Source organism: Streptococcus sp. 4094, assembly GCF_013277125.1.
Classification (GTDB): Bacteria; Bacillota; Bacilli; order Lactobacillales; family Streptococcaceae; genus Streptococcus.
Window position 1 is genome coordinate 1 of sequence record NZ_VMMI01000041.1, and the last position, 20735, is coordinate 20735.

26 protein-coding genes are annotated in these 20735 nt (G+C 40.6%); all 26 read left to right on the forward strand.

Annotated features, from left to right (window positions below; translation table 11 throughout):
• Positions 1-1064 precede the first annotated feature (1064 nt).
• The 26 genes from HT721_RS08835 (at position 1065) to HT721_RS11005 (ending at position 20568) form a co-directional block, all read left to right on the forward strand.
• Positions 1065-1511, forward strand: coding sequence for a terminase small subunit (locus HT721_RS08835; protein ID WP_173214011.1), 447 nt, complete (start codon positions 1065-1067; stop codon positions 1509-1511).
• Complete coding sequence (locus HT721_RS08840; protein WP_173214013.1) at positions 1501-2757, forward strand: PBSX family phage terminase large subunit; 1257 nt, start codon at positions 1501-1503, stop codon at positions 2755-2757. The genes HT721_RS08835 and HT721_RS08840 overlap by 11 nt, the downstream gene beginning before the upstream one ends.
• An 11-nt stretch (positions 2758-2768) precedes the next feature.
• Entirely contained in the window at positions 2769-4196 is a 1428-nt protein-coding gene (locus HT721_RS08845; protein ID WP_173214015.1) for a phage portal protein, read from the forward strand.
• Positions 4165-5883: a minor capsid protein gene (locus HT721_RS08850; protein WP_173214017.1), complete on the forward strand. Its 1719-nt coding sequence runs from the start codon at positions 4165-4167 to the stop codon at positions 5881-5883. Before HT721_RS08845 ends, HT721_RS08850 begins: the two co-directional genes overlap by 32 nt.
• Before the next feature lies 1 nt (position 5884).
• The gene (locus HT721_RS08855) at positions 5885-6094 is read left to right on the forward strand and encodes a hypothetical protein (RefSeq protein ID WP_173214019.1); all 210 of its coding nucleotides are present in this window, start codon (positions 5885-5887) and stop codon (positions 6092-6094) included.
• On the forward strand, positions 6091-6504 hold the full coding sequence (locus HT721_RS08860) for an HD domain-containing protein (protein WP_173214022.1): 414 nt from the start codon (positions 6091-6093) through the stop codon (positions 6502-6504). Before HT721_RS08855 ends, HT721_RS08860 begins: the two co-directional genes overlap by 4 nt.
• Positions 6505-6546: 42 nt before the next feature.
• Positions 6547-6825, forward strand: coding sequence for a hypothetical protein (locus HT721_RS08865; protein WP_173214024.1), 279 nt, complete (start codon positions 6547-6549; stop codon positions 6823-6825).
• Between the two features lie 487 nt (positions 6826-7312).
• Positions 7313-7879 (forward strand): phage scaffolding protein, encoded by a 567-nt coding sequence (locus HT721_RS08870; protein ID WP_173214026.1) that lies wholly within the window; start codon positions 7313-7315, stop codon positions 7877-7879.
• A 26-nt stretch (positions 7880-7905) separates the two neighbouring features.
• On the forward strand, positions 7906-8820 hold the full coding sequence (locus HT721_RS08875; RefSeq protein WP_173214028.1) for a capsid protein: 915 nt from the start codon (positions 7906-7908) through the stop codon (positions 8818-8820).
• A 15-nt stretch (positions 8821-8835) separates the two neighbouring features.
• Complete coding sequence (locus tag HT721_RS08880) at positions 8836-9087, forward strand: hypothetical protein (protein ID WP_173214030.1); 252 nt, start codon at positions 8836-8838, stop codon at positions 9085-9087.
• A 17-nt stretch (positions 9088-9104) separates the two neighbouring features.
• On the forward strand, positions 9105-9458 hold the full coding sequence (locus HT721_RS08885; protein WP_173214032.1) for a hypothetical protein: 354 nt from the start codon (positions 9105-9107) through the stop codon (positions 9456-9458).
• Position 9459: 1 nt separating this feature from the next.
• The gene (locus HT721_RS08890) at positions 9460-9816 is read left to right on the forward strand and encodes a hypothetical protein (protein WP_112445688.1); all 357 of its coding nucleotides are present in this window, start codon (positions 9460-9462) and stop codon (positions 9814-9816) included.
• On the forward strand, positions 9803-10231 hold the full coding sequence (locus HT721_RS08895) for an HK97 gp10 family phage protein (RefSeq protein ID WP_050253783.1): 429 nt from the start codon (positions 9803-9805) through the stop codon (positions 10229-10231). Before HT721_RS08890 ends, HT721_RS08895 begins: the two co-directional genes overlap by 14 nt.
• Positions 10221-10643 (forward strand): DUF6838 family protein, encoded by a 423-nt coding sequence (locus HT721_RS08900; protein WP_050390754.1) that lies wholly within the window; start codon positions 10221-10223, stop codon positions 10641-10643. Before HT721_RS08895 ends, HT721_RS08900 begins: the two co-directional genes overlap by 11 nt.
• Positions 10636-10830: a hypothetical protein gene (locus HT721_RS08905; protein ID WP_173229635.1), complete on the forward strand. Its 195-nt coding sequence runs from the start codon at positions 10636-10638 to the stop codon at positions 10828-10830. Before HT721_RS08900 ends, HT721_RS08905 begins: the two co-directional genes overlap by 8 nt.
• Complete coding sequence (locus tag HT721_RS08910; protein WP_112445693.1) at positions 10830-12113, forward strand: phage tail sheath subtilisin-like domain-containing protein; 1284 nt, start codon at positions 10830-10832, stop codon at positions 12111-12113. The genes HT721_RS08905 and HT721_RS08910 overlap by 1 nt, the downstream gene beginning before the upstream one ends.
• A gap of 18 nt (positions 12114-12131) precedes the next feature.
• Positions 12132-12596, forward strand: coding sequence for a phage tail tube protein (locus HT721_RS08915; protein ID WP_173214034.1), 465 nt, complete (start codon positions 12132-12134; stop codon positions 12594-12596).
• Between the two features lie 18 nt (positions 12597-12614).
• Entirely contained in the window at positions 12615-13016 is a 402-nt protein-coding gene (locus tag HT721_RS08920; RefSeq protein WP_050253802.1) for a phage portal protein, read from the forward strand.
• Positions 13017-13184: 168 nt separating this feature from the next.
• Positions 13185-15623 carry a tape measure protein gene (locus HT721_RS08925; protein ID WP_173214036.1) on the forward strand — a complete coding sequence of 813 codons (2439 nt, stop codon included), beginning with the start codon at positions 13185-13187 and terminating at the stop codon, positions 15621-15623.
• Between the two features lie 14 nt (positions 15624-15637).
• Positions 15638-16300: a LysM peptidoglycan-binding domain-containing protein gene (locus tag HT721_RS08930; RefSeq protein ID WP_061439038.1), complete on the forward strand. Its 663-nt coding sequence runs from the start codon at positions 15638-15640 to the stop codon at positions 16298-16300.
• Positions 16297-17262, forward strand: a complete 966-nt coding sequence (locus HT721_RS08935) for a hypothetical protein (protein WP_173214038.1) — start codon at positions 16297-16299, stop codon at positions 17260-17262. Before HT721_RS08930 ends, HT721_RS08935 begins: the two co-directional genes overlap by 4 nt.
• Entirely contained in the window at positions 17263-17559 is a 297-nt protein-coding gene (locus HT721_RS08940) for a DUF2577 family protein (protein ID WP_000451988.1), read from the forward strand.
• A complete protein-coding gene (locus tag HT721_RS08945) occupies positions 17556-17954 on the forward strand; it encodes a DUF2634 domain-containing protein (RefSeq protein WP_112445702.1) in 399 nt (132 codons plus the stop codon). The genes HT721_RS08940 and HT721_RS08945 overlap by 4 nt, the downstream gene beginning before the upstream one ends.
• Entirely contained in the window at positions 17951-19006 is a 1056-nt protein-coding gene (locus tag HT721_RS08950) for a baseplate J/gp47 family protein (protein ID WP_112445705.1), read from the forward strand. The genes HT721_RS08945 and HT721_RS08950 overlap by 4 nt, the downstream gene beginning before the upstream one ends.
• Positions 18993-19511: a DUF2313 domain-containing protein gene (locus tag HT721_RS08955; RefSeq protein WP_049512697.1), complete on the forward strand. Its 519-nt coding sequence runs from the start codon at positions 18993-18995 to the stop codon at positions 19509-19511. Before HT721_RS08950 ends, HT721_RS08955 begins: the two co-directional genes overlap by 14 nt.
• Before the next feature lie 10 nt (positions 19512-19521).
• Complete coding sequence (locus HT721_RS11005; RefSeq protein WP_205380504.1) at positions 19522-20568, forward strand: hypothetical protein; 1047 nt, start codon at positions 19522-19524, stop codon at positions 20566-20568.
• Positions 20569-20735: the final 167 nt, after the last annotated feature.

Genomic DNA, 20735 nt, shown 5'->3' on the forward strand with positions numbered 1-20735 from the left:
TAACTTAAAAATGGTTGCAGAAGTGACCGAACCTCGCATGGTTGCGTAGCTACTTATATCCTAGGTAAGTTATAAGCTAGAGGGTTTGATTCCCTCAGAGGTTGTAAAGACTACAAAAAATAAAAATGAAGTCAAAATTTAATACACACGCAAGGTTGTAGTCGTCTTGCATTTTTAGGGCTTAGCCTAGATAATCTGTGGTAACTCAGGAAAAGGATGTTTTTAAATCTATCAAACATCCTGCCAGAAATGGTCAATCTAAGCAATTTAATCTTAACTATTTCAATTTTGGAATAGGTGGGCGAAGTTAAAGCAGGGAGATTCCAACGGCAAGGTGCTGAGGAAATGCAAACGTGGCAGTTTGGCTGTGAAACGAGTCTATAAGAGGAAAGAGGTATTTGGTTCGAGGTGCAACAAGAGCTTAATACTATATCTTACAAAAATTGGGCGCCTCCCAAAAGTATGTAAGGTGAGTTGATTGTCCGCAAAACAATCGATAACAAGCAGGCGCTGTGCATTTTGTTCTTCAAAAGAGAATGAAACACATGGCGATGCGTGTCTGTGATAGATGAAAGATGATTTTTATATTTTAAAAGCTATTCAAGATAGAAAAAACTCAAAAAAAGCAAAAGTCATCGCCCGTCACAAACGAAAGTGTACTTCGGCAATTAGATTGCCTACTCAAGTCTCGCAAGGATAAGAGTAAAGTCAAAGAGTAAAGCAGCTTAGACTTTTAGCGGGGTCTTCGTTAATTGAAAAATGGCTTAGTAGTTTGCGATGTAAGGAGTGATTGGTCTAACCAATCGTGCATGAGTGATACAAGTAGGAATATTTGTGGACAAGGTAATAAACTATAAGTTATCCAAAGTCACTCGTTTAAAGCAGTAGTCTCATGCTAGCTAATGGATATATGGTAGACGGATTAAGTCCTGTTTAGGGAATTAAGATGTCACAGGTTCGAGTCCTGTCGTTCCAATTGCGATTTTAATTCGCAGTGAGAGGTCTTGAAAAGGTCGCACATCGTGTGACTTTTTTTGATTATTTGAAAAGGTGGTGATGGAAAATTGAACGAGAGACAGAAACATTTCGCTGATGAGTACATCATCAGTAGAAATGCAACACAAGCCGCAATAAAAGCAGGGTATTCTGATAAAACAGCGAGGTCTATAGGACAAAGATTGTTGACAAAAGTTGACATTTCTGAATACATTAAAAAACGTACAGAGGAACTTTTCGACGAACGTTCAATGTCAATCGTAGAAGCCTTGGCAATCTCTGCTAGTATTGCTAGAGGGGAAACTCAACAAGGATATTCTAAAAAAACTGTAAAGACTGCTGAAGGCGTGGAGGTATCGGAAACGACTTATGAATTTACTCCGACAATTGAAGAAAGACAACGCTCTCTAGATCACATATTTAGAGTGAATGGCGCGTATTTAGAGAGAAAAGAAATTGAGATGTCTTCGGCTGTTCAATTCGTTGATGATATAGGAGTCAGAGATGAAACGTAGAATGAGCGAATTTATCCCTAAGGCTTTTTATTCTATGTGGCGTGCAGCATTTGACCCCAAAATCTTACATGTGGTTGAAAAAGGTGGGCGTGGTTCTGGTAAGTCCAGCGACATCGGACACACTATCATTCAAATGATTATGCGCTATCCAGTCAATGCGGTGTGTATTCGTAAGACGGATAATACCTTAGAACAATCGGTCTATGAGCAATTGAAATGGGCGATTAGTGAGCAAGGGGTCAGTCATTTATTTAAGATTAATAAATCCCCTTTGAAGATAACCTACATCCCAAGAGGGAATTATATTATCTTCCGTGGTGCACAAGATCCAGAACGTATCAAATCCTTGAAAGACAGTCGCTTTCCATTTGCGATAGGCTGGATTGAGGAGTTAGCTGAGTTTAAAACTGAAGATGAAGTAAAGACAATCACCAACTCGCTCCTACGTGGAGAATTGGCTGATGGTCTTTTTTATAAGTTCTTTTACTCTTACAATCCTCCAAAAAGAAAACAGTCTTGGGTGAATAAGAAATATGAAAGCGTCATACAGCCTCCTAATACCTACGTACACCATTCAACTTACTTAGATAACCCATATATATCCCAAGCATTCATAGAAGAAGCAGAGGCCACGAGAGAACGTTCAGAGAAGCGTTATCGTTGGGAGTATCTGGGTGAGGCTATCGGTTCTGGTGTAGCACCATTTGAAAATCTGGTATTCCGCAAGATTACAGACGAGGAGATAGCAAGGTTTGATAACATTCGACAAGGAAATGACTTTGGATATGCTAACGACCCTTTGGCTTTTGTAAGATGGCACTATGACAAGAAGAAACGTGTTATCTATGCTATTGATGAGATTTATGGCGTGAAGATTAGCAACCGTGAATTAGCTGAAAGAATCCGTGAGAAAGGCTATCAATCTCAGATGATAACCTGTGATAGCGCAGAACCTAAGTCGATTGATGAGTTAAAACTGCAGCTAAATATTCCGCTTGTTCAAGGCGCTAAGAAAGGCCCTGATAGTCGTGAGTATGGAGAGCGTTGGTTGGATGATTTGGATGCGATTGTGATAGATCCAGAACGTACGCCGAATATTGCACGAGAGTTCGAAAGTGCCGACTATGCAGTTGATCGTGATGGAAATCCCAAGCCTAAGCTAGAAGAAGTAAACGACCACACAATCGACGCTACAAGATATGCGTTTGAAGACGATATGAGACAGCCAGGAATATCATTCTGGTAGGAGAAGGAGAAATGTTGAGTAATTGGTTTAAATGGTTAATTAGGCGGTTGTTGATTAAGAATACAACCCAAAATGAAATACTAGAGATTGAGATAAGAGAACACCAGGGTTCTGAGAAAGTAAGTACGATGAAACAGGCTTACGAATATTACCGAAACCAAACGGATATTCGAAAGAAAAAAGTAGATGTGGATTGGCGGACGAACTCAAGGATTGAATTGGGTTTATTTAAGAAGCTGGTAGACCAGAAGGTCGGGTATTTGTTTTCTAAACAACCTACCATCTCGCTAGAGGGAGAAGAATCACAAGATTTTTTAGATAGCGTGTTTGACGAGGATCTTTTATCTACGATTAAGTCACTCGGTAAGGAAGCAGTGATAAAAGGGATAGCCTACGGCTTGCCTTATTACGACGAGAACGGCCGTCTACGCTTGTTTAAAATCCCAAGTGAACAGATTATCCCTTTTTGGAAAGATGAGCGTCATTTGGAATTATCCGCCTTTGTGCGTGTCTACAAACAAGCCGTCTACGAAAGCGGAGTGAAGAAGACCAAAACATTTGTAGAATACTACGATGAACAAGGAATTACAGATTATATTTGGACAGGTTCACACCTTGAACTCAATCCACTATCCAAGGAGACCAAGGGAAATTTTTATTATGTCAATGCAGACGGTACACGGACTCCTTATACTTGGGAGAAAGTGCCTCTGATTCCATTCCGCTACAACGAGTATGAGGACGGTCTTTTAGTCCAAACCAAGTCTTTGATTGATAATATTCAACTTCAAATGTCTACTAATGCTGATATGTTGGCAGATATGCCGAAGCTGATTTATGTTTTGAAAAACTATCAGGGCGCAGACTTGGGCGAGTTCATGAATAATCTGAATAAGTTCCGCTCTATCAAAGTTTCTAGTGATGGTGGTGTAGATACCCTACAAGCAGACAATGATACTAGCGGAGTTGAAGCAGATATCGAACGCTCTCGTAAGTTCTTGTATGAGGCTGCTCGAGCCATTGATACCCAAGATGATAATCTAGGTAATGCAAGTGGTCAGGCTCTTAAATGGCGCTATACAGACCTTGATTTGGACTGTAATGAGCTAGAAAATGAGTTCCAAAAAGGCATCAAGCAATTCATTTGGTTTGTAGAACAGTATGCCACAAATAAAGGAGTAGCGTTTGACGCGTCTAAATTTACCTATGTATTCAATCGTGACATCATTTCAAATGAGTCTGAAGCCATTCAAGATTGTGTGAACTCAATCGGTATCTTAGACGACCTAAGCATTCGTGAACAACATCCATGGTATCAACCAGAGGTTGAGGAACGATTGAAAGAACAACAGGAACAAGGACAAAATCCATACTCTCAGACTAATTTCAAAAAGGTAGAGGATGACCATGACGACCAAGGAAAAGAAAAAGATAGATGAGTACTGGACTGAGCGTGCTTTACAACAGGAACAAAACGCTCAGATAGTTGCTGATAGGTATATGGCCCAGATTGGTCAATCCTTAGCTGACTATAAACACCAGCTGGTTTCTGAGATTGAGAAGTTCTATGCCAGGTATGCAGTTGATAATAAAATGACTCACGCAGAGGCCAAGCAATATCTGACAGATAAAGAGCGTAGAGAGTTTAAGCACGTAACTCTTGAAAGGTTTCGTGAGATGGCCTTAAATCCTGACACACCGACACCTTTGTTGGACGCTTTGAGCTATCGCCATCGTATTAGTCGCAAGGAGGCTTTGCTTGCCGAAATTGAGCGTCTAACAGCTGAACTATACGGAAAGCCAGACGGCATACATGACAAGGTCACAGAGGCTCTGAGTGACGTCTACATCAAGGGTAAAATCCATCAAGCTAAGAACTTGGCACATTTTGGAATCATAGAGAAACCAATATTGGGTGTCGATGCAGTTAAGCATAAGATGGGGAGTAACTGGAGTGGTAGAACGTTCTCAACAAATGTGTGGGGGCATGATGCTACGGTTTATAAATCTATCAGCGATACAATCAATAAAGGCCTAACAGGTGGCTGGTCTATTGATAGAATGGCTAGAGCTCTTTCTGAGCGTACAGGAGTCGCCTATCATCGAGCTGATACGCTTGTCAGGACTGAGACAACCTTTTACAACAATCTTGCGACGCTGGATACTATCAAGGAGTTGGGTGGTGACCACTACGAAATTGTAGCGGTCTTAGACAGTCGCACAAGTGAGATTTGTCAGTCAGAAAATCATGAGGTTTATTCTGTTAAAGAATACGAACCAGGTCGAACCGCACCGCCATTCCATGTCCGTTGCCGTTCTACTATCAGGCCTGCAGTTAAGTCTGATAAGAAAGGCAAGACCGATAAGACTGACAGGACAGAAGAAGCAGAACAGATTAGTCCGTATCTCGATATATTACTAAATAACGCCCCTGTAAAAATGGCAAAAGAGAAACGCTCTCTGGATGAAATCTTTGCAGGTTGGGAGCGTGAAGGGGAAGCAGTTAAAGAAAAACTGTTTGCGAAAGACAGAGAAAAGGTGTATAATCAAGATACAAGGGAAACTAAAGCGAAATTTTATAGTGAGCAATTATTGTCCAAGATTTCGAAAGCCGAGCCGAAAATTACAAGCGATATGCAACGTATTGCTGGGGGAAATAAACTAGCCGGTCTTGAATTTAGGAAGAAAACAGTTGAGTCATTATCACGTAAAATTATTGCAGATAGCCTAGTTGAAAATATAAGTTTGTCAAAAGCTGTGAGTAAGATTAACGACGCCTTAAGGTACACAACTATTTTCGATTACGATACTTTTGCAGAAGAGTATTTGAAGATGAAACAGAAGCTCATCGCAGAAGGTTATAAAATTGTAAAAGTAAAAAACACTTGGCTAATAGATGGACCATATAAAGGTGTGAATACAGTCGTTGAAAAAGATGGTATCAACTTTGAAATGCAGTATCATACTCAGGAAAGTTTCGACTTAAAAAATGGTTCATTACATGAACTCTATGAGATGTATCGTGATACGAATACATCTGATCTAGAACGCATGAACTTATTCAAAGAAATGCTTGATTTAAGTAATGAACTTGAGATTCCTAAAAACATAGAGAGGGTGAAGTGATATGAAAGATATTAAATACTACCACACAACAACGAACAATCCTCAAGTACTTCGTTTAATCGATGGTGTCATGCAAGTTTTTGACATTGAAAAAAAGTGGATTGATAGCATTGACTGGTTTAATAAAATCTTTTTCAATGACTTCACGGATTTCGAAGAAATTTCAGAAAAGGATGCATTTGCTTATATTGGTAGGATGGTAGTGGCATGATTGATATTGCTTTAGCTATTGCTAAAAAAGCACATACAGGGCAGGTGGATAAAGCGGGTGTTGATTACATACAGCATCCTCTCTACGTGGCCAGTCAAGTCAAAACTGAACAAGAAAAAACTGTCGCTCTTTTGCATGATGTGATTGAGGATAGTGATGTAACTGCTGCCGATTTATTGGCGTCTGGTTTGTCAAATGAAGTTGTTACAGCAGTACAAATTTTGACAAAGAAAAAAGGTCAAAGTTATCAAGAATATCTTGAGAAAGTAAAATCAAATAATTTAGCAAGAGTTGTAAAACTTGCAGATTTGAAACACAACTCAGATTTATCACGTTTGAAATCTGTTACCAATACAGACTACGAGCGTGTTAAAAAATATAAAAATGCAATTTATTACTTAAGCACCTAGAGAAATCTAAGTGCTTTTCTTATGCTTAGAAAGGGTCGAGAAATGAAATACCGTAAAAAACCAGTAGTCATTGAGGCAGTTCAACTTAATGAACGTTGTTTGATTGAAGAAGATTGGTTTTGGGACGCAGTAACAAGGAATGAGATTATCATTCACGATAGTGGCAAGTGGAATAAAAATCCAGCATGGTGTGAGATTAAAACACTTGAGGGTGTCATGGTCGCAAAAACAGGCGACTATATTATCAAAGGCGTGCAAGGTGAATTTTATCCATGCAAACCTGACATTTTTAAAGAAACATACGAAAAAGTAGAGGAGTAAGATATGTTTATCTGGGATTTAGTATCAATTTTATTAGGTTGGATTATATTTTTTGCGTTAATTTTGTTCGTAATAATTAAATTATTTGAAGTGATTTCAACAATCATTTCAACTCTAAAAGTCGGAATTGAATACAGAAAGAAACTGAAACAACTGAAAAATAAATAACCTAACCGCATCGAAATCGAGGCGGTTTTCTTATGCCCTAACCGTATGGAATCCCGTACGGTTAAATTTATATGTTGGAGGTATTGCCTTGAGGAAGTATACAAAAATAGCACTAACAATTGCTGTAACCGTCATTACAACAAAGCTAGTGCTACACATAGAAGAACAGCGAAAAATCAGAGACTTACATAATCGAATTGCTAAATTAGTTCAAATCGACTAGTGTCTTTCGCCCTGAGCATGGCGTTAAAAGGCTTTTTTACTTTACCAAAATGTCGTGGTCGTTGCTACGTTAAACAAACGTACAGGAGGAAAAGAAATGAATCGTAAATTTTTGGAACAGTTAGGATTGACTGAGGAACAAGTTGAAGCAGTTATGTCCGAACACGGGAAATCAACACAGGACCTACAAGCAAAGGTGTCTGCTGCAGAAGATAATGCCAAGGGCTTGCAAGACCAGTTGGAAGAGCGTGATAAGGACATGAAACAGCTCAAGAAAGACGCTGAGGGCAATGCTGACTTACAACAAAAATACTCAGACTTGGACAGCAAGTATAAGACACAACAGAAGGAACATGAACAACAACTCAAGACAATGCAGTTAGATCATGCTATTGAAATGCACTTGAGCGGTAAGGTTCATGACGCTGGAATCGTGTCTAGTCTACTAGACAAGTCTAAATTGGGATTAGGTGACAACGGAGCGGTGACTGGATTAGATGAACAGTTAACGGCTTTGAAGGAATCTAAAGGCTTTTTATTTGCTCCAGAAAAGGCTGTAGAACCACATATCGCTGGTGCTAAGCCACAAGGGGCAACACAAGAAGAAACAGTTGCTAACGACCTGACAACGCAGATGATCAATGCGTTTACGTCAGATCTATAATCAAAAAATAGAAAAGAGGAACAGATATGCCAGCAACATTGAACTATGCACAGGCTTACCAACAAGGTTTGCAAAATCGTTATAGTGAAAACGGACTGTTATTCACTAACAAACTTTGGGACTCTCCATCAAACACGCTTTTGAAATTTACAGGAGCTAAAGAAGTGAAAGTGCCGCGTCTTTTGATTAAAGAAGGGCGCAAGGACCGTACACGTCGCACGATTACGAATATTGACGCTAACTATGAAAACCAATGGGAAACATACACATTGACTAATGAGCGTTATTGGTCAACACTAGTAGACCCATCAGATGTTGATGAAACTAACTATGTTACTTCCATTGCTAACATTACTAAGACATTCAACGATACTGAAAAAGTTCCAGAAATGGATAAATTCATGGTATCTAAATTGTTCTCCCGTAAGAAAGCACTTGATACAGAAAGTAAACAAATTAAGTCCTTGAATTTGACTGAGGAAAACTTCCTTGCAACCTTCGATGAGTTGATGGAACAAATGGACGAAGCTGGAGTACCAGCAGAAGGTCGTGTTATTTTCTGTACACCAGCAGTTAAACGTATGATCAAAAACATCAAGGACTTTGGTCGTACAGTCAATATCCACGGTCAAGGCACGGTGATTGACCGTTCTATCGGTCGTTTGGACGATGTGACGATTGAACCAGCTATTCCATCTGACCGCATGAAGACCTTGTACAACTTCACAAATGGCGCTAAAGTTGACCCAACTGCTAAACAAATCCATTTCTTCTTGATTCATATTCCATGTATGGCAGCGCCACAAAAATATGAATTTGTAGGACTTGACGCACCAAGTGCTTCTTCAAGCGGTAACTACTTGTATTACGAACAATCTTACGATGATGTATTGCTATTCCAGACTAAACATGAAGGTCTAGCCTTTGTTGTCGCACCTTAAAGAGGAGGATAGAAAATGATAACAGTAAAGAAAGAAAATCGTGTCCTAGATATCGATGAACTAGAAAAAGCAACCTTCCTGGAAGATGGCTACGATGTGGTAAAAATCAAAGATGGCGAATATGTCGTCGTAGAGCCAGCAACCAGCGGACGTACCTATACCATTCAGGAGTATCAAGCAGTAGTTGCTGAACGTGACCAAGCTCTTGCCGAACTTGAAAAAGTGAAAGCTAAGAAAACGAGCAAGAAAGACGAAGAAGAGAAATAAGGAGGGTGTTTCTGCTGATGGAGAAGATGACACTTGAAGAAATTCAACAGCATAACGAAGATGCTAGACAAGCCTTGATTGACTTGTACGAACAACGTTATTTAGGCTATCCAGAAGAGTTAGTGGTCGATGAAGTCATGCAGAACATTCTTAACTACTGTAATCGTGAGGATTTTCCTTTAGAGTTGCGATTTGTGGCCATGCAGATGGTTTATGTTGTTTGTAATCCTGACCAAGCTGTCCAAGGCAAGAATATTTCCGTTGGAGATACTCGTGTCGAATTGGCTAAGTCAGACCTTGCCAGACGTGCTGAAAGTGTCTTGTTGGACTTTACGAGTCAGCTACAGAGGTTCAGAAAGTTGAGGTGGTAGGATGAATATCAATGATGTTCTATCTCAGGCAACACCAAGCATTGAATGGACCTATGATAAAAAGATGGATGTGTTTGCTTCTGTCGAGAGTACGAAAACAAACGGAGCTGATTTTGTAGAGTTCAAAGAAATCTACAAGAAGGTTCCCTGTCGTGTCTCTGTTCGTAACTTAGTGAATACTGAGCAGAACGAAGCGCACCAACTCAAGACAGAACACAAGATTTTCTGTTCGCCTAAATTTACTATCAAAGCTGGTAGTAAATTGGTCGTAGATGGTGTTCAGTACCTGACCAGTGAAGACCCGATGGTCTATGTCACGCATCAAGAAATTGTGGTGAGACGACATGAGTGGTTATGATGATAGTGATGTTCAAGAGTTCTTGAAACGACTTGAACGGGCTCAGGCAATCATTGATTCTGAGTTTATGCAGGCTGCTAAAGATATCGGCCTAGCCTTTTTGAAAGAGGTTAAGGAACGAACACCAAAGGGCTTAACAGGTAAGTTAAATCAATCGTGGAAGATGGAAGTAAGCAAAAATGGGAATGTGTATGAGGTTATCGCATTCAACCCCATGGAATACGCTTCTTTCGTCGAAAGTGGACACCGTCAACAAGTAGGGCGTTATGTCCCTGCAATCGGCAAGCGTTTGGTCAATCCTTGGGTGGAAGGACGCTTCATGATGAGACTGACAGAAGAACAGATTAAACAGAAAATTCCACAAATCACACAACAAATCGAAGAGAGGCTAAAGGAGGAATTAGGTGGATTATAGTATTAGACCACTCGTCATCAAGCAACTCAAAGATGTGTTTGGGTGCAAGGTCTATGATGAACAAATCCAGCAAGGATTGAAAACACCTTGTTTTATTGTAGATGTGAAGCCTGTGACTCGAAAGCGGTTGGCAAACCAAAACGATAAGCAGGTTTTTATTGTCTTGCTGCATTACTACACCGAAAAAACAACAGACTTATACCAAAAGTTTGAAGAGATTGAAACGGTGTTTAATTCGCCTTCCTTTCGTTATTTAGGGGATAAGTACCCTATCAATGATTTGAAGGTGGAATACAATGCCAATGACTTGATATGCACATTTACAATCACTCGATACGTTCGATGGGTTGAAGAAGAACCAAGAATGCAAATATTAGAAAGGATAGGTGAAACTTCTCATGGAAATGAATGAAGAACTAGGTTATGTAACCGAACCAGTGGTACCAACCACTGAAGAAAAATTTGGTAAAGAGGCATTGCTCAAGTATTTTGAAGATGATGCAACTTTGTTAAACGTTTTGCTGGAAGATGACCAGTCATACTCACTAGCAGAAGTAAGACGCATTTTAGAAGACTGGAGAAAGGGTGTGGCTAACTAATGGCACAATGGAGAGTACAGAATAAACGAGTTCCAAAGGCCTACATCAATTTCGTATCAAGAGATGATGTGATTGTTCCTTTGGAAGACAATACGATTGCAGCAGTTATGATTGCTGGATCTTGGGGAGAGCCTGGTGCCTTCACACTTGTTGACGGTACAAGCAACTTCCGTCGCCTATTTGGTAAACCGATTGATGAACTTCTTCCAATTCGTGAAGCCTTGAAAGGTACCGGTAAGGTTCTTGTCTACAACGGTGTGAACAACACTGGGCTACAGGCAACGAAAACAGAAAACGATATGGTCGTTACAGCTAAATACAAAGGATTAGCTGGTAATCATATTCATGTTATCTTCAAGAAACAAGTTGATACTGGCTTTGAAGTAACAACTGTTTTCTTTGGAAAAGAAGTTGATAAACAAATCATCACAGCCTTGCCATTTAAGAATGACTATGTGAATGTAACGGGCACTTTAACAACAGAAGATAAAACAATCTTGCTTGAAGGTGGTACTGATGGAGCTACAACCAATTCAGAGGTTGAAGATTTCCTAAATGCACTCGATACTCAAGACTTCCGTGTCTTGGCTCTGGGTACAGATGAAAGTGCAACGAAAGCACTTGTTACGGCTCATATCAAGAAATGGCGTGACGCTGGTCGTTCAGTCATTGCAGTCTTGAATGATTACACGGATGCTGACGATGAAGGTGTTGTATCAGTCGGTAACGGGGTTACATTGAGCGATGGTACGAAACTAAGCGCTAAGGATTGTGTTTACTTCGTAGCTGGTAAGTATGCAGGGGCTGGCTTGCAATCCAATACATTCAAGTCTTATCCAGGCGCTATCGACTGTGAGCGTAAGAACGAAGCAGAGGCTGAAAAGCTCATCAATAAAGGTCAGCTTATCTTTGCTTATCGAAATGAAAAAGTGATTATCCTGTCAGACGTGAACTCATTTACTAGCTATACGGCAGAACACAGTCGTATTTTTGGTAAGAACAAACTTGTCCGCACCATGGATAATATCAATACCAATGTCAAGTATATCTTTGAGAACTACTTCATCGGTAAAGTGCCAAACAACGTGAATGGTCGTGAGTTGTTTAAACAGCGAATCATCACAATGGTCCTTGATCCACTTGCTCAAAAGCAAGCCTTGGAGTATAAAGCGAAAGATATTGAGATTTCACAAGGTATCACCAAAGAATCTGTCGTGGTAAACTTGCCAGTTGTCTTGACGGACGCTATGGAAATCTTGTACATGACGGTTATCTGTGATTAAGAAAGGAGAAACTAGCTAATGGCTATTATGAACCAATTAGATGCTTTGTCAGCTAAGGAAGGAACAGTCTTCTTTACAATCAATGACAAGCAATATGAACTAGCAGAGCTTATCTCGCTAGAAACAAAGGTTGAATACACAAAAGCTGATGTTACCCCTCTCAACTCTCGTATGAAGGGTGGTAAGATTGTCGGCGCAGAAGGTACAGGTTCGTTGAAGATGTACTACCACCGTCCAGAATTAAAGGCGATGGCTTTAAACTATGTCAAACAAGGTATTTTGCCTCGTATTGATATCAAGTGTACTAACGAAGACCGCACATCTCGTGCAGGTCGCTATACCATCGTTTTGAAAGGGGTTCTGTTCAAAGAATCACTTATCTTTAAACTAGATGGATCAGCGGATGAGGTCATTGACGAAGAAACGGACTTCACATTCCAAGATTTTGATATTTTATCAGAATTCCAAGAAATTACATACTAACATAAGGAGGAAATAGTGGTGAGTGGATTAAAAGCATTTTTGAAACAAAATAAAAAAGGGGAAGAGACTAAGGATGTCTTGCTTCCTTCTTTTGAGGAACCAGTTAAAATTCGAGTGTTGAGTGCTCGTGAAGCGGACTTAATCAATGACCGTTGCTTTGTCAATAAGCCTGGTCGCAACGGACGCCAAGAGCGTGTATTTGACGGTGTTAAATATAACCGTGAAATCTGTATTGCGTCTATCGTGGTTCCTGACCTTAACGATAAAGAATTACAAGATTCGTATGGAGCAATGGGAGCTTCTGAGTTATTCGGTACTATGTTTAACTGGGGCGAAAGCGCCTTGATTTTGGAAGCTGTGACCGAACTCAGCGGTATCAACCAAACATTCCAAGACAAGGTTGACGAGGCAAAAAACTAATAAAAGAGGACGCGGAGGCAAAACTTGCCTACTTCGCCCTCGTAAACTATTACATTCGCCCTAGTGAATTTGTGAATATGGATGTAGAAGAAAAAGCCTTTTTCGCTGCAGTCATGCACGAAGAGGGGCTACAACGTAAAAAAGCAATGAAGAAGTGAGGTGATTCTATTGGCAAATATACAAACAACCATGTCTTTGACCGATAGAGTCACAGGCACTTTAAATAGAATCTATGCAACTATGGAGCGTGTCAAAAATGCAGGTTCTGGCATAGATAAAGCTATGAAGGCTCAAGAATCCGCTATGAAAAAAGCTGGTGATTCTGGTCAATATTTTGTCAATAAAGCTGGGCGAGTCGTTGATGTCAACGGTAGGTTTGTCAACAGTGCAACTCTAGCAGCTGCAGGACTCAAAAAAGAAGAACTGGCTCTAAGAGATTTAGGGAATGCCTCGAATAATACTTCTAACAAGCTAAGTAGATTAGTATCTTTGAAAGGTTTGTTGAAGACCACTTTAGCTGGTATTGCAGTCGGTAAAATTACCAAACAAGCTATAGGCATGTCAGACGAGTACGCCAATATGCATGCTCGTTTAGATATGATTCGAGATAGTACGCAGACGACAGAGGAACTGCAAAAGTCTATCTATACATCCGCACAGCGTACAGGCTCGGCCTATACAACCATGGCAAACGGTGTCGCTAAGATGAGGATGCAAGCTGGCGATGTTTTCCAAAACAACGGTGAAACAATTGCCTTTTTGGAAACTATGAACAAATCCTTTGTTGTTGGTGGCGCAAGCATTGAAGAGCAAAAAAGTGCCATGCTTCAGCTTACTCAGGCTATGGCCAGTGGTAAGTTGCAAGGTGATGAGTTGCGTTCTCTAGCTGAAACTTCACCAGCCTTAATCCAAGCTATTGCAAACAAGTTAGGCGTCAGCCGTGGCGAGGTTAAGAAACTTGGAGCAGACGGGAAGATTACGGCTGACATTGTCAAAACTGCCATGCTGGATGCAAGCGAAGCGATCGATCAACAATTTCGCAACATGCCAATGACATGGGGCAGGGCATGGCAGAACTTCTTGAACTTTGTGACCAAGGCGATTGAGCCAATATCGATTAAGGTTAATCAGATAGTAAACTCGTCTGCTTTCCAACAGTTTGCCCAGATTGTAGCCACGGTGCTTCAGTATGTCGTCCAAGCAGTTATCTTTGCCATGGATATGATTGGGGCTGTTTGGAGTATGTTGGCTCCGATTGCTCAATTTGTCATCAACAACTGGTCTGTCATTCAACCGATTATTATTGCTGTAGCAATCGCTATAGGGACTTATGTAGTTGCGATGAATGCAGCAGAAATCGCAACGAAACTATTTAGTATTGCTACAAATGCTGCGAAAGCCGCTATGGCTGGTTTTAATGCAGTTTTGGCAATGAACCCAATCATGTTGATTGTAATGGCAGTTATTATCCTTATCGGCCTCTTCTATGCCTTGGTCGCATGGTTTAACAACCTTACTGGTGCAGCCGTATCAGCTACAGGAATCATCATGGGAGCGATATTTGCCCTTGGAATGATAATTTGGGATATACTTATTGGCCTCGTCAATGTAGCTATCTGGGTGATTAATATGATGCTACAGGGTGTTTTTTGGTATGTGAATACCGCAATAGCATTCTGGATGTTCCTCTATCAGGCAATCTTAACTATTTTGATAGGTATTTTAGACTTTATCGACTGGTTTGTTACGGGAGCTATAAATCTATGGAATGAATTGACTTATAACTGTCAAATGGCATGGTATGATATTGCTCAAGGTGGTAGAGGGATGGCGGTAGCCATCGCTGGATTTGTAGATAGCATGGTCAATAGTGTTATCGGTGCAGTCGAAGGCATGATTAACTCTGTTCTTGGTGGCTTTAATAAAATGATTGGCTTCTTAAATGGGTTCGGTCTAAATCTAAGCGCTGTTGGAACGGTTTCTCTTGGTCGGACGAACTTTGCCGGTGATATTGCGAACGCCATTGACAGCATGGAAAAACCTGTCAAGAAAACCTTTGAAGGTCTGCATTTGGCAGATGGTCTCAAACAACACAAAGCTAGTTTAGAAACTCCGCACCTTGACGCTCCGCAAATTGGTTATTTAGAGGGAGGGAGCGTTCTTGGAGCCTTTAATAACGGCTATAAATTCGGTCAAGGGATTGATAAGGCTGTCGGTGGTTTCTTCAAAGGAGCTGGCGATGCCAACGGTGCAGGAAACAATTTCTTGGGTGACCAAGGCACTACACCTTACGAACTCAGCCCAGCAAGTTCAGTCCCTGGACAAGGCGATGGAGGAAAAGGTGGCGGTCACAATCCAACTGGTGGTAAATTAGATAAAGTCGGCAAGATTGAAGATGAAATCAAACTGGACGATGAATACATCAAGCTGATTAAGGACGTTGCGACCATGAAGTGGCAACAGAACTTTATTACCTTGAAGCCAGAGATTGTCACCAACATTGACTCCATTAACAACGCTGGCCAGTATGCCAACGTATTGGATGATTTGAATGCAACCATTGTAGACGCTTTGAATAACGGCGCTGACGGCCTTATGGCTTACTAGGAAGGAGGTAGCAGATGTTTATATTTATTGAAGGCATTAAATTGCCAGTGAATCCAGAAGAAATCAAACTGGAGGACAAACAAGGAATTGAGACAGTCGCTATCATCGATACTGGTAACGTTCCGCTTGTCGGAAATCCAGAGCTTCAATCGATTGAGTTTGAATCCTTTATCCCTAGCGGAAGATACGATGGAAACTACCAACGGAATAGCCGTGTTTCTCCAGAATCCTTTGTTTCTTCTATTCGTAAATTTAAGACAGAAGGCACTCCTATTCAATTAATGATTGGGGGTGCTTTTGGTTCTGCTATTAACGGGAAATTTCTAGTGGAACAGTTTGATGTCTCTACCAAGACGGGATATGAAGATGACCTGATTTATAAGATTAAGTTCTTACAATATCGGTCTCACAAACCACGAAAGGTCACCATCAAAGACAAGCAAGCACTTGAGGCTACTAAAAAGAAACCGCAAGCGAAAGCTACGGAAGAACGTAGTGCCACAACAGAGAAACCTGCTCAAAAAAGCCATACGGTTGTGAGCGGTGATACACTGTGGGGAATTGCTCAGACTTTTTACGGAGACGGCAGCCGATATACTGAAATTTACGAAGCTAACAAAGACAAAATCAAAGACCCTCATTGGATTTATCCTGGACAGGAGTTTGTGATACCATGATGCAATTATTCTATCAGAACAATAAAACTGGAGATACATGGGATTTAGCAACTGTGTCTGATAAGGTTGAGTTCAAGACAACTAGAAAAGGGTCAGCTTGGAGCGTGGAGATTACCTTGTACAACTCTACAAAAGTAGCCTTTGAATATGGTTCTCCGCTCGCTTTTAAGCTAGATGATAAAGAGGTGTTCTTTGGTTATTTGACCAAAGTCAAGTATGAAAAAGACACTAAAACAACCTTGACCTTCCATGATCAGATAAAGTACTTACTACGCAATATCAACTTTGTTGCCAAGGATAAAAACGTCAATCAAATTGTCTCAGCAATCGCAGGAGATTTTGATTTGAAGATTGGGGAACTAAAAGCCCCATCCGTGACCTTATCCCCTCAGTTGAAGGAAGATAAGAAGGCTCTGGATATTATCCAGGAGGCTATGGACGAGACCTTGGTGCAAAGTGGAGAATTGCTGGTCCTATATGACAAGTTCGGCGAGTTGACACTAACGACTCCGAAAAACTTACCAATCCAGTACATTATCGGAAATGAATCCTTTATGTCTAGCTTTGAGTTTGAAGGTTCGATTGAGGATAGTGCTAATATTGTCCGCTTGATCCAAGAGAACAAAGAAACCAAAAAGAGAGAGGTCTACATCTATCAGGACAGCTACAACATCGGCGCTTGGGGAAAACTCCAGTACATGAAAAAAGTGGATGAGAAAGCAACTGAGGGGCAAATCAAACAATGGGGCGAAATGCTCTTGAAGATGAAAAATCGTCCTAAAGAAACTTTTAGTCTGAAAGCTGATATTGGAAGTATTGACTTTTTAGCAGGGCATGCAGTCTATGTGGATGTTAAGGATATTGAGAAGAAGGGATGGTATGTCATTGAAGAGGCAACTCATTCCTTCAGTGCAGAAAAGCACACGATGGAGATTAAATTATTCATGGCAGGAAGTGAGTAGATGGAAGTAATAGAAAATCTAAAGAAATTGATTAGTAATTTTATTGAAAATCGCCAGTTCGCAAAGATAACGACTGGTGTTGTTTTATCAGTTTCTCCTCTCAAAATTCAATTGACCAATGAGTTGATTTTGGATGATTCCATGCTTGCTGTTACATGGACGGATGAAACATTGGATCCTGAGTATGTTGGCCAAACCCTTCATCTCATCAGACAAGATGGTGGAGGGTTTTATTATGTCTTGTACAAGAAAATTTTCCACTATAAGCGCAAAGTGAAAGGGGGTTCTGATGAATGAGCACTCCTAAAACAAATTTTTTAAACATCGCTAAAAATGTTGTTGAAGCTAAGAAACAACCTAGCTTAACACTAGATGAAACCAATATCTTGCTAGAAACAGATGGCATTCATGCTCTGAAGCAATCAATCAGACGCATGCTGACGACTGAACGGTTTATCTATACGATTTATGATCATCGATACGGTGTAGAGTTAGATGCTTTATTTGGTGGGGATATGGATTATGCCCAGATGGATATCGCACGTCGCATAAAAGAAGCCTTGTATGAAGACGACAGGATTCATGAGGCTCATTCTTTTTCTACCAGGATAAAGAAAGATGAGTTTTATGTGCAGTTCATGGTTGATAGTGATTTTGGAACATTTGAGATGGATTTGGAGGTGAAACGATGATAAAGGTAAAAACATATCCAGAAATTTTAGAGGATATGCTGGCCTTGTTTGATGACAAGTATGACAAAAGACAAGGATCTGTCTTGTACAATCTAGTTGCGCCTGCAGCTCGAGAAGTTGCCATTCAGTATACGGTCTTAAAATCGTATGAGGAAGTCAACTTTTTAGATACGAGTACAGGAATCTTCCTAACTCGTTTATGTAGGCAGTTCGGAGTTGAACGTTTGCCAGCTACGGCATCGGTTCGATTGGTTCAATTCAAGCAAGAAATCCCACTCGGGACTCGTTTCAGTGTGGTTAATAGTGAGTATAATTTCCGTGTCTTAGAACGTCGCTCTGGATTCGAGTATAGCGTAGTAGCTGAACAAGTCGGAAATGCACCTAACTATGTAAGAGGGCAACTCATCAATATTGATGTGTTGAGCGACTTTAAAGGGGCAGAAATCGGCTCTGTCATCGTCGTAGGAGAAGACGAAGAGACAGATAAACAACTCCGTAAACGGACTATTGAGTATCTGAAAACACCGACCTTAAACGGGAACATTGCCCAATACAAGAAATGGGCAAGTGAGTTTGTTGGTGTAGGTTCGGCACTTATCGAACCGCTCTGGAAGGGAGAAAACACGGTACGTGTATCTATTACGGATGCTGACGGTAACGAAGCTAGTTCAGAGCTGGTAAAGAAGTTCAAGAATTATCTAGATCCTGAGCCAAGTGGCCATGGGTTAGGTGTAGCTCCGATTGGTGCCTATGTGACTGTGCAGTCTGTAAGTGGCTACGACGTTCGTATTACCGCAACAATCAAGATTGATGAAGATGTAGATATCGCAACCATCAAGCACGAGGCGAAAGTCCAACTCATTAAATACTTACGTGAAGAAGCATTTGAAGAGAAAGAGGTTCGAAATTATAAAGTTGCCACGATCATTGACAGAATTAATGGGGTTCGAGATGTGGACCGTATTTTGTTGAATGACAGGGAACAAAGTATTGAACTTTCTACCAACATGCTTCCGAAACTAGCGGAGGTAACTATCAATGTCACAAGTTAGATATCGTATGTTATCGGCTTTGCCAGAGGTCTTAGATCCAACAATCAATGATTTGTTTGAAACTGAGATTCCAGAGCTGGAATTGATTACAGACTTAATCTTTGACACAAGACGGTTGATGTTGTTGCCAGAAGCGACCGAAGACTGGATTACACGTTGGGAAAAAGCTTTGCAGGTAAAACCGAAAACAATTGATTTGGAAGAGCGAAGGCGGTATCTAATCACTTTAATTTCTTCCAAAATAAAAATAAACTCAGTGAGTTTACAAAAAATTACAAAGAGCTTTACGAATGTCAATAATTTAGTAACGGTCAAGGGTTCGGCGGTACATATCCGATTTTTAGGAGAACTGCCAACTGGATATTTGAACCGTTTTTTAAAGTATGTGCGTGAATTGATTCCTGCTCACTTAGGAATCCAATTCTCGGTTGAAGCGCCAATGATGAACACAATTTATATTAGCGCTCATACATTCAGTGATATTCGTTCAGTTCGATTTGAATAGGAGGAAATAAATGGGATATTTTATCCAGCCTATTGTGACCGATAAAGCAATCAGCGAAACAGCTTTAGCAATTCAAAATAGAGAACCACTGGTTTTCACTCGAATAGCTTTGGGTAGTGGCCGGCATCGGACGGACGCTGGCAAGAAGAATGATGTAGCTCAAATAGTTCATTCTTTGCAAGTGACACAGTCTTTATCGACGGATGTAGCTGACACGATTCGTCTCACAGCGAGGTTTGATAACTCACGGATTGAGCGTGAAATGATTGTGAACGAAATCGGTGTGTTTGCAAAACGTGGGAATCATGAAGAATTCATGTACATGTACACTTGGGCAGAACAGGGAGATGTGATTCCTCCTAAAACATCTGCTTATGTATATCGAGATTATGATTTCAATACGACTATTAGTAAGAATAGTCAGATTACCATTCAGTACAATGCGACTGACTTGGTTTATGCAACTGTCCCTGAATTGAAAGCGACAGAAAGGAAGCTGCAGACTAATATCGATAATCATATTGGAGATACTGCACGTCACGTTTCTGACCAAGAACGGACTCGCTGGAATGGGAAGGCCGATTCAAGTCACAGGCATAAGGTTGCAGACATCGACGGTCTTGAAGAGATTATCGGCAACCAAACAACAAACAAAGCGAATCAAGCAGACCTTACGGGTCACATCCAAAACCAAAACAACCCACACAATGTAACGAAACAACAAGTGGGACTAGGGAATGTCACGAATGTTGAGCAAGCAAGTAAGCAAGATTTTAACAATCACGCAACTAATCGCAACAATCCACATAGCGTTACGAAGCATCAAGTTGGTCTAGGTAACGTAGACAACGTAAGACAAGCAAGTTATGAGTCTGTAGAGGCTTTAAAGCGTGAGTTTCAGGAGCATGAAGATAGACTAAATGCTATCGAGTATATGTTCTTGCAGAATGACTTCACTGCTCCGATTCGTACGGAAGACGGTACAGAACATACCTTACTTGCGGACGAAAATGGTCATGTGATTGTCGCAGATTGGAAATATAGAATGGAGGTATAATATGGCAGTAATTAGTACACAGACACGAAAAGTAACTGATTTGCCACAGGCTAGTCAGGTTAACAACTCAGACAACATCATGATTCATGATGGACGTGGGTTGAAAAAAATGTCTGTGCAGACTTTCAAAAACGGAGTGAGTTCAATTCCCACAACCGCAACAGCTG

Bases quoted from the DNA above. Each gene is read 5' to 3' on its own strand.
- HT721_RS08840 (WP_173214013.1), top strand. From the start codon at position 1,501: ATGAAACGTAGAATGAGCGAATTTATCCCTAAGGCTTTTTATTCTATG.
- HT721_RS08845 (WP_173214015.1), top strand. From the start codon at position 2,769: ATGTTGAGTAATTGGTTTAAATGGTTAATTAGGCGGTTGTTGATTAAG.
- HT721_RS08850 (WP_173214017.1), top strand. From the start codon at position 4,165: ATGACGACCAAGGAAAAGAAAAAGATAGATGAGTACTGGACTGAGCGT.
- HT721_RS08855 (WP_173214019.1), top strand. From the start codon at position 5,885: ATGAAAGATATTAAATACTACCACACAACAACGAACAATCCTCAAGTA.
- HT721_RS08860 (WP_173214022.1), top strand. From the start codon at position 6,091: ATGATTGATATTGCTTTAGCTATTGCTAAAAAAGCACATACAGGGCAG.
- HT721_RS08865 (WP_173214024.1), top strand. From the start codon at position 6,547: ATGAAATACCGTAAAAAACCAGTAGTCATTGAGGCAGTTCAACTTAAT.
- HT721_RS08870 (WP_173214026.1), top strand. From the start codon at position 7,313: ATGAATCGTAAATTTTTGGAACAGTTAGGATTGACTGAGGAACAAGTT.
- HT721_RS08875 (WP_173214028.1), top strand. From the start codon at position 7,906: ATGCCAGCAACATTGAACTATGCACAGGCTTACCAACAAGGTTTGCAA.
- HT721_RS08880 (WP_173214030.1), top strand. From the start codon at position 8,836: ATGATAACAGTAAAGAAAGAAAATCGTGTCCTAGATATCGATGAACTA.
- HT721_RS08885 (WP_173214032.1), top strand. From the start codon at position 9,105: ATGGAGAAGATGACACTTGAAGAAATTCAACAGCATAACGAAGATGCT.
- HT721_RS08890 (WP_112445688.1), top strand. From the start codon at position 9,460: ATGAATATCAATGATGTTCTATCTCAGGCAACACCAAGCATTGAATGG.
- HT721_RS08895 (WP_050253783.1), top strand. From the start codon at position 9,803: ATGAGTGGTTATGATGATAGTGATGTTCAAGAGTTCTTGAAACGACTT.
- HT721_RS08905 (WP_173229635.1), top strand. From the start codon at position 10,636: ATGAATGAAGAACTAGGTTATGTAACCGAACCAGTGGTACCAACCACT.
- HT721_RS08910 (WP_112445693.1), top strand. From the start codon at position 10,830: ATGGCACAATGGAGAGTACAGAATAAACGAGTTCCAAAGGCCTACATC.
- HT721_RS08915 (WP_173214034.1), top strand. From the start codon at position 12,132: ATGGCTATTATGAACCAATTAGATGCTTTGTCAGCTAAGGAAGGAACA.
- HT721_RS08930 (WP_061439038.1), top strand. From the start codon at position 15,638: ATGTTTATATTTATTGAAGGCATTAAATTGCCAGTGAATCCAGAAGAA.
- HT721_RS08935 (WP_173214038.1), top strand. From the start codon at position 16,297: ATGATGCAATTATTCTATCAGAACAATAAAACTGGAGATACATGGGAT.
- HT721_RS08940 (WP_000451988.1), top strand. From the start codon at position 17,263: ATGGAAGTAATAGAAAATCTAAAGAAATTGATTAGTAATTTTATTGAA.
- HT721_RS08945 (WP_112445702.1), top strand. From the start codon at position 17,556: ATGAGCACTCCTAAAACAAATTTTTTAAACATCGCTAAAAATGTTGTT.
- HT721_RS08950 (WP_112445705.1), top strand. From the start codon at position 17,951: ATGATAAAGGTAAAAACATATCCAGAAATTTTAGAGGATATGCTGGCC.
- HT721_RS08955 (WP_049512697.1), top strand. From the start codon at position 18,993: ATGTCACAAGTTAGATATCGTATGTTATCGGCTTTGCCAGAGGTCTTA.
- HT721_RS11005 (WP_205380504.1), top strand. From the start codon at position 19,522: ATGGGATATTTTATCCAGCCTATTGTGACCGATAAAGCAATCAGCGAA.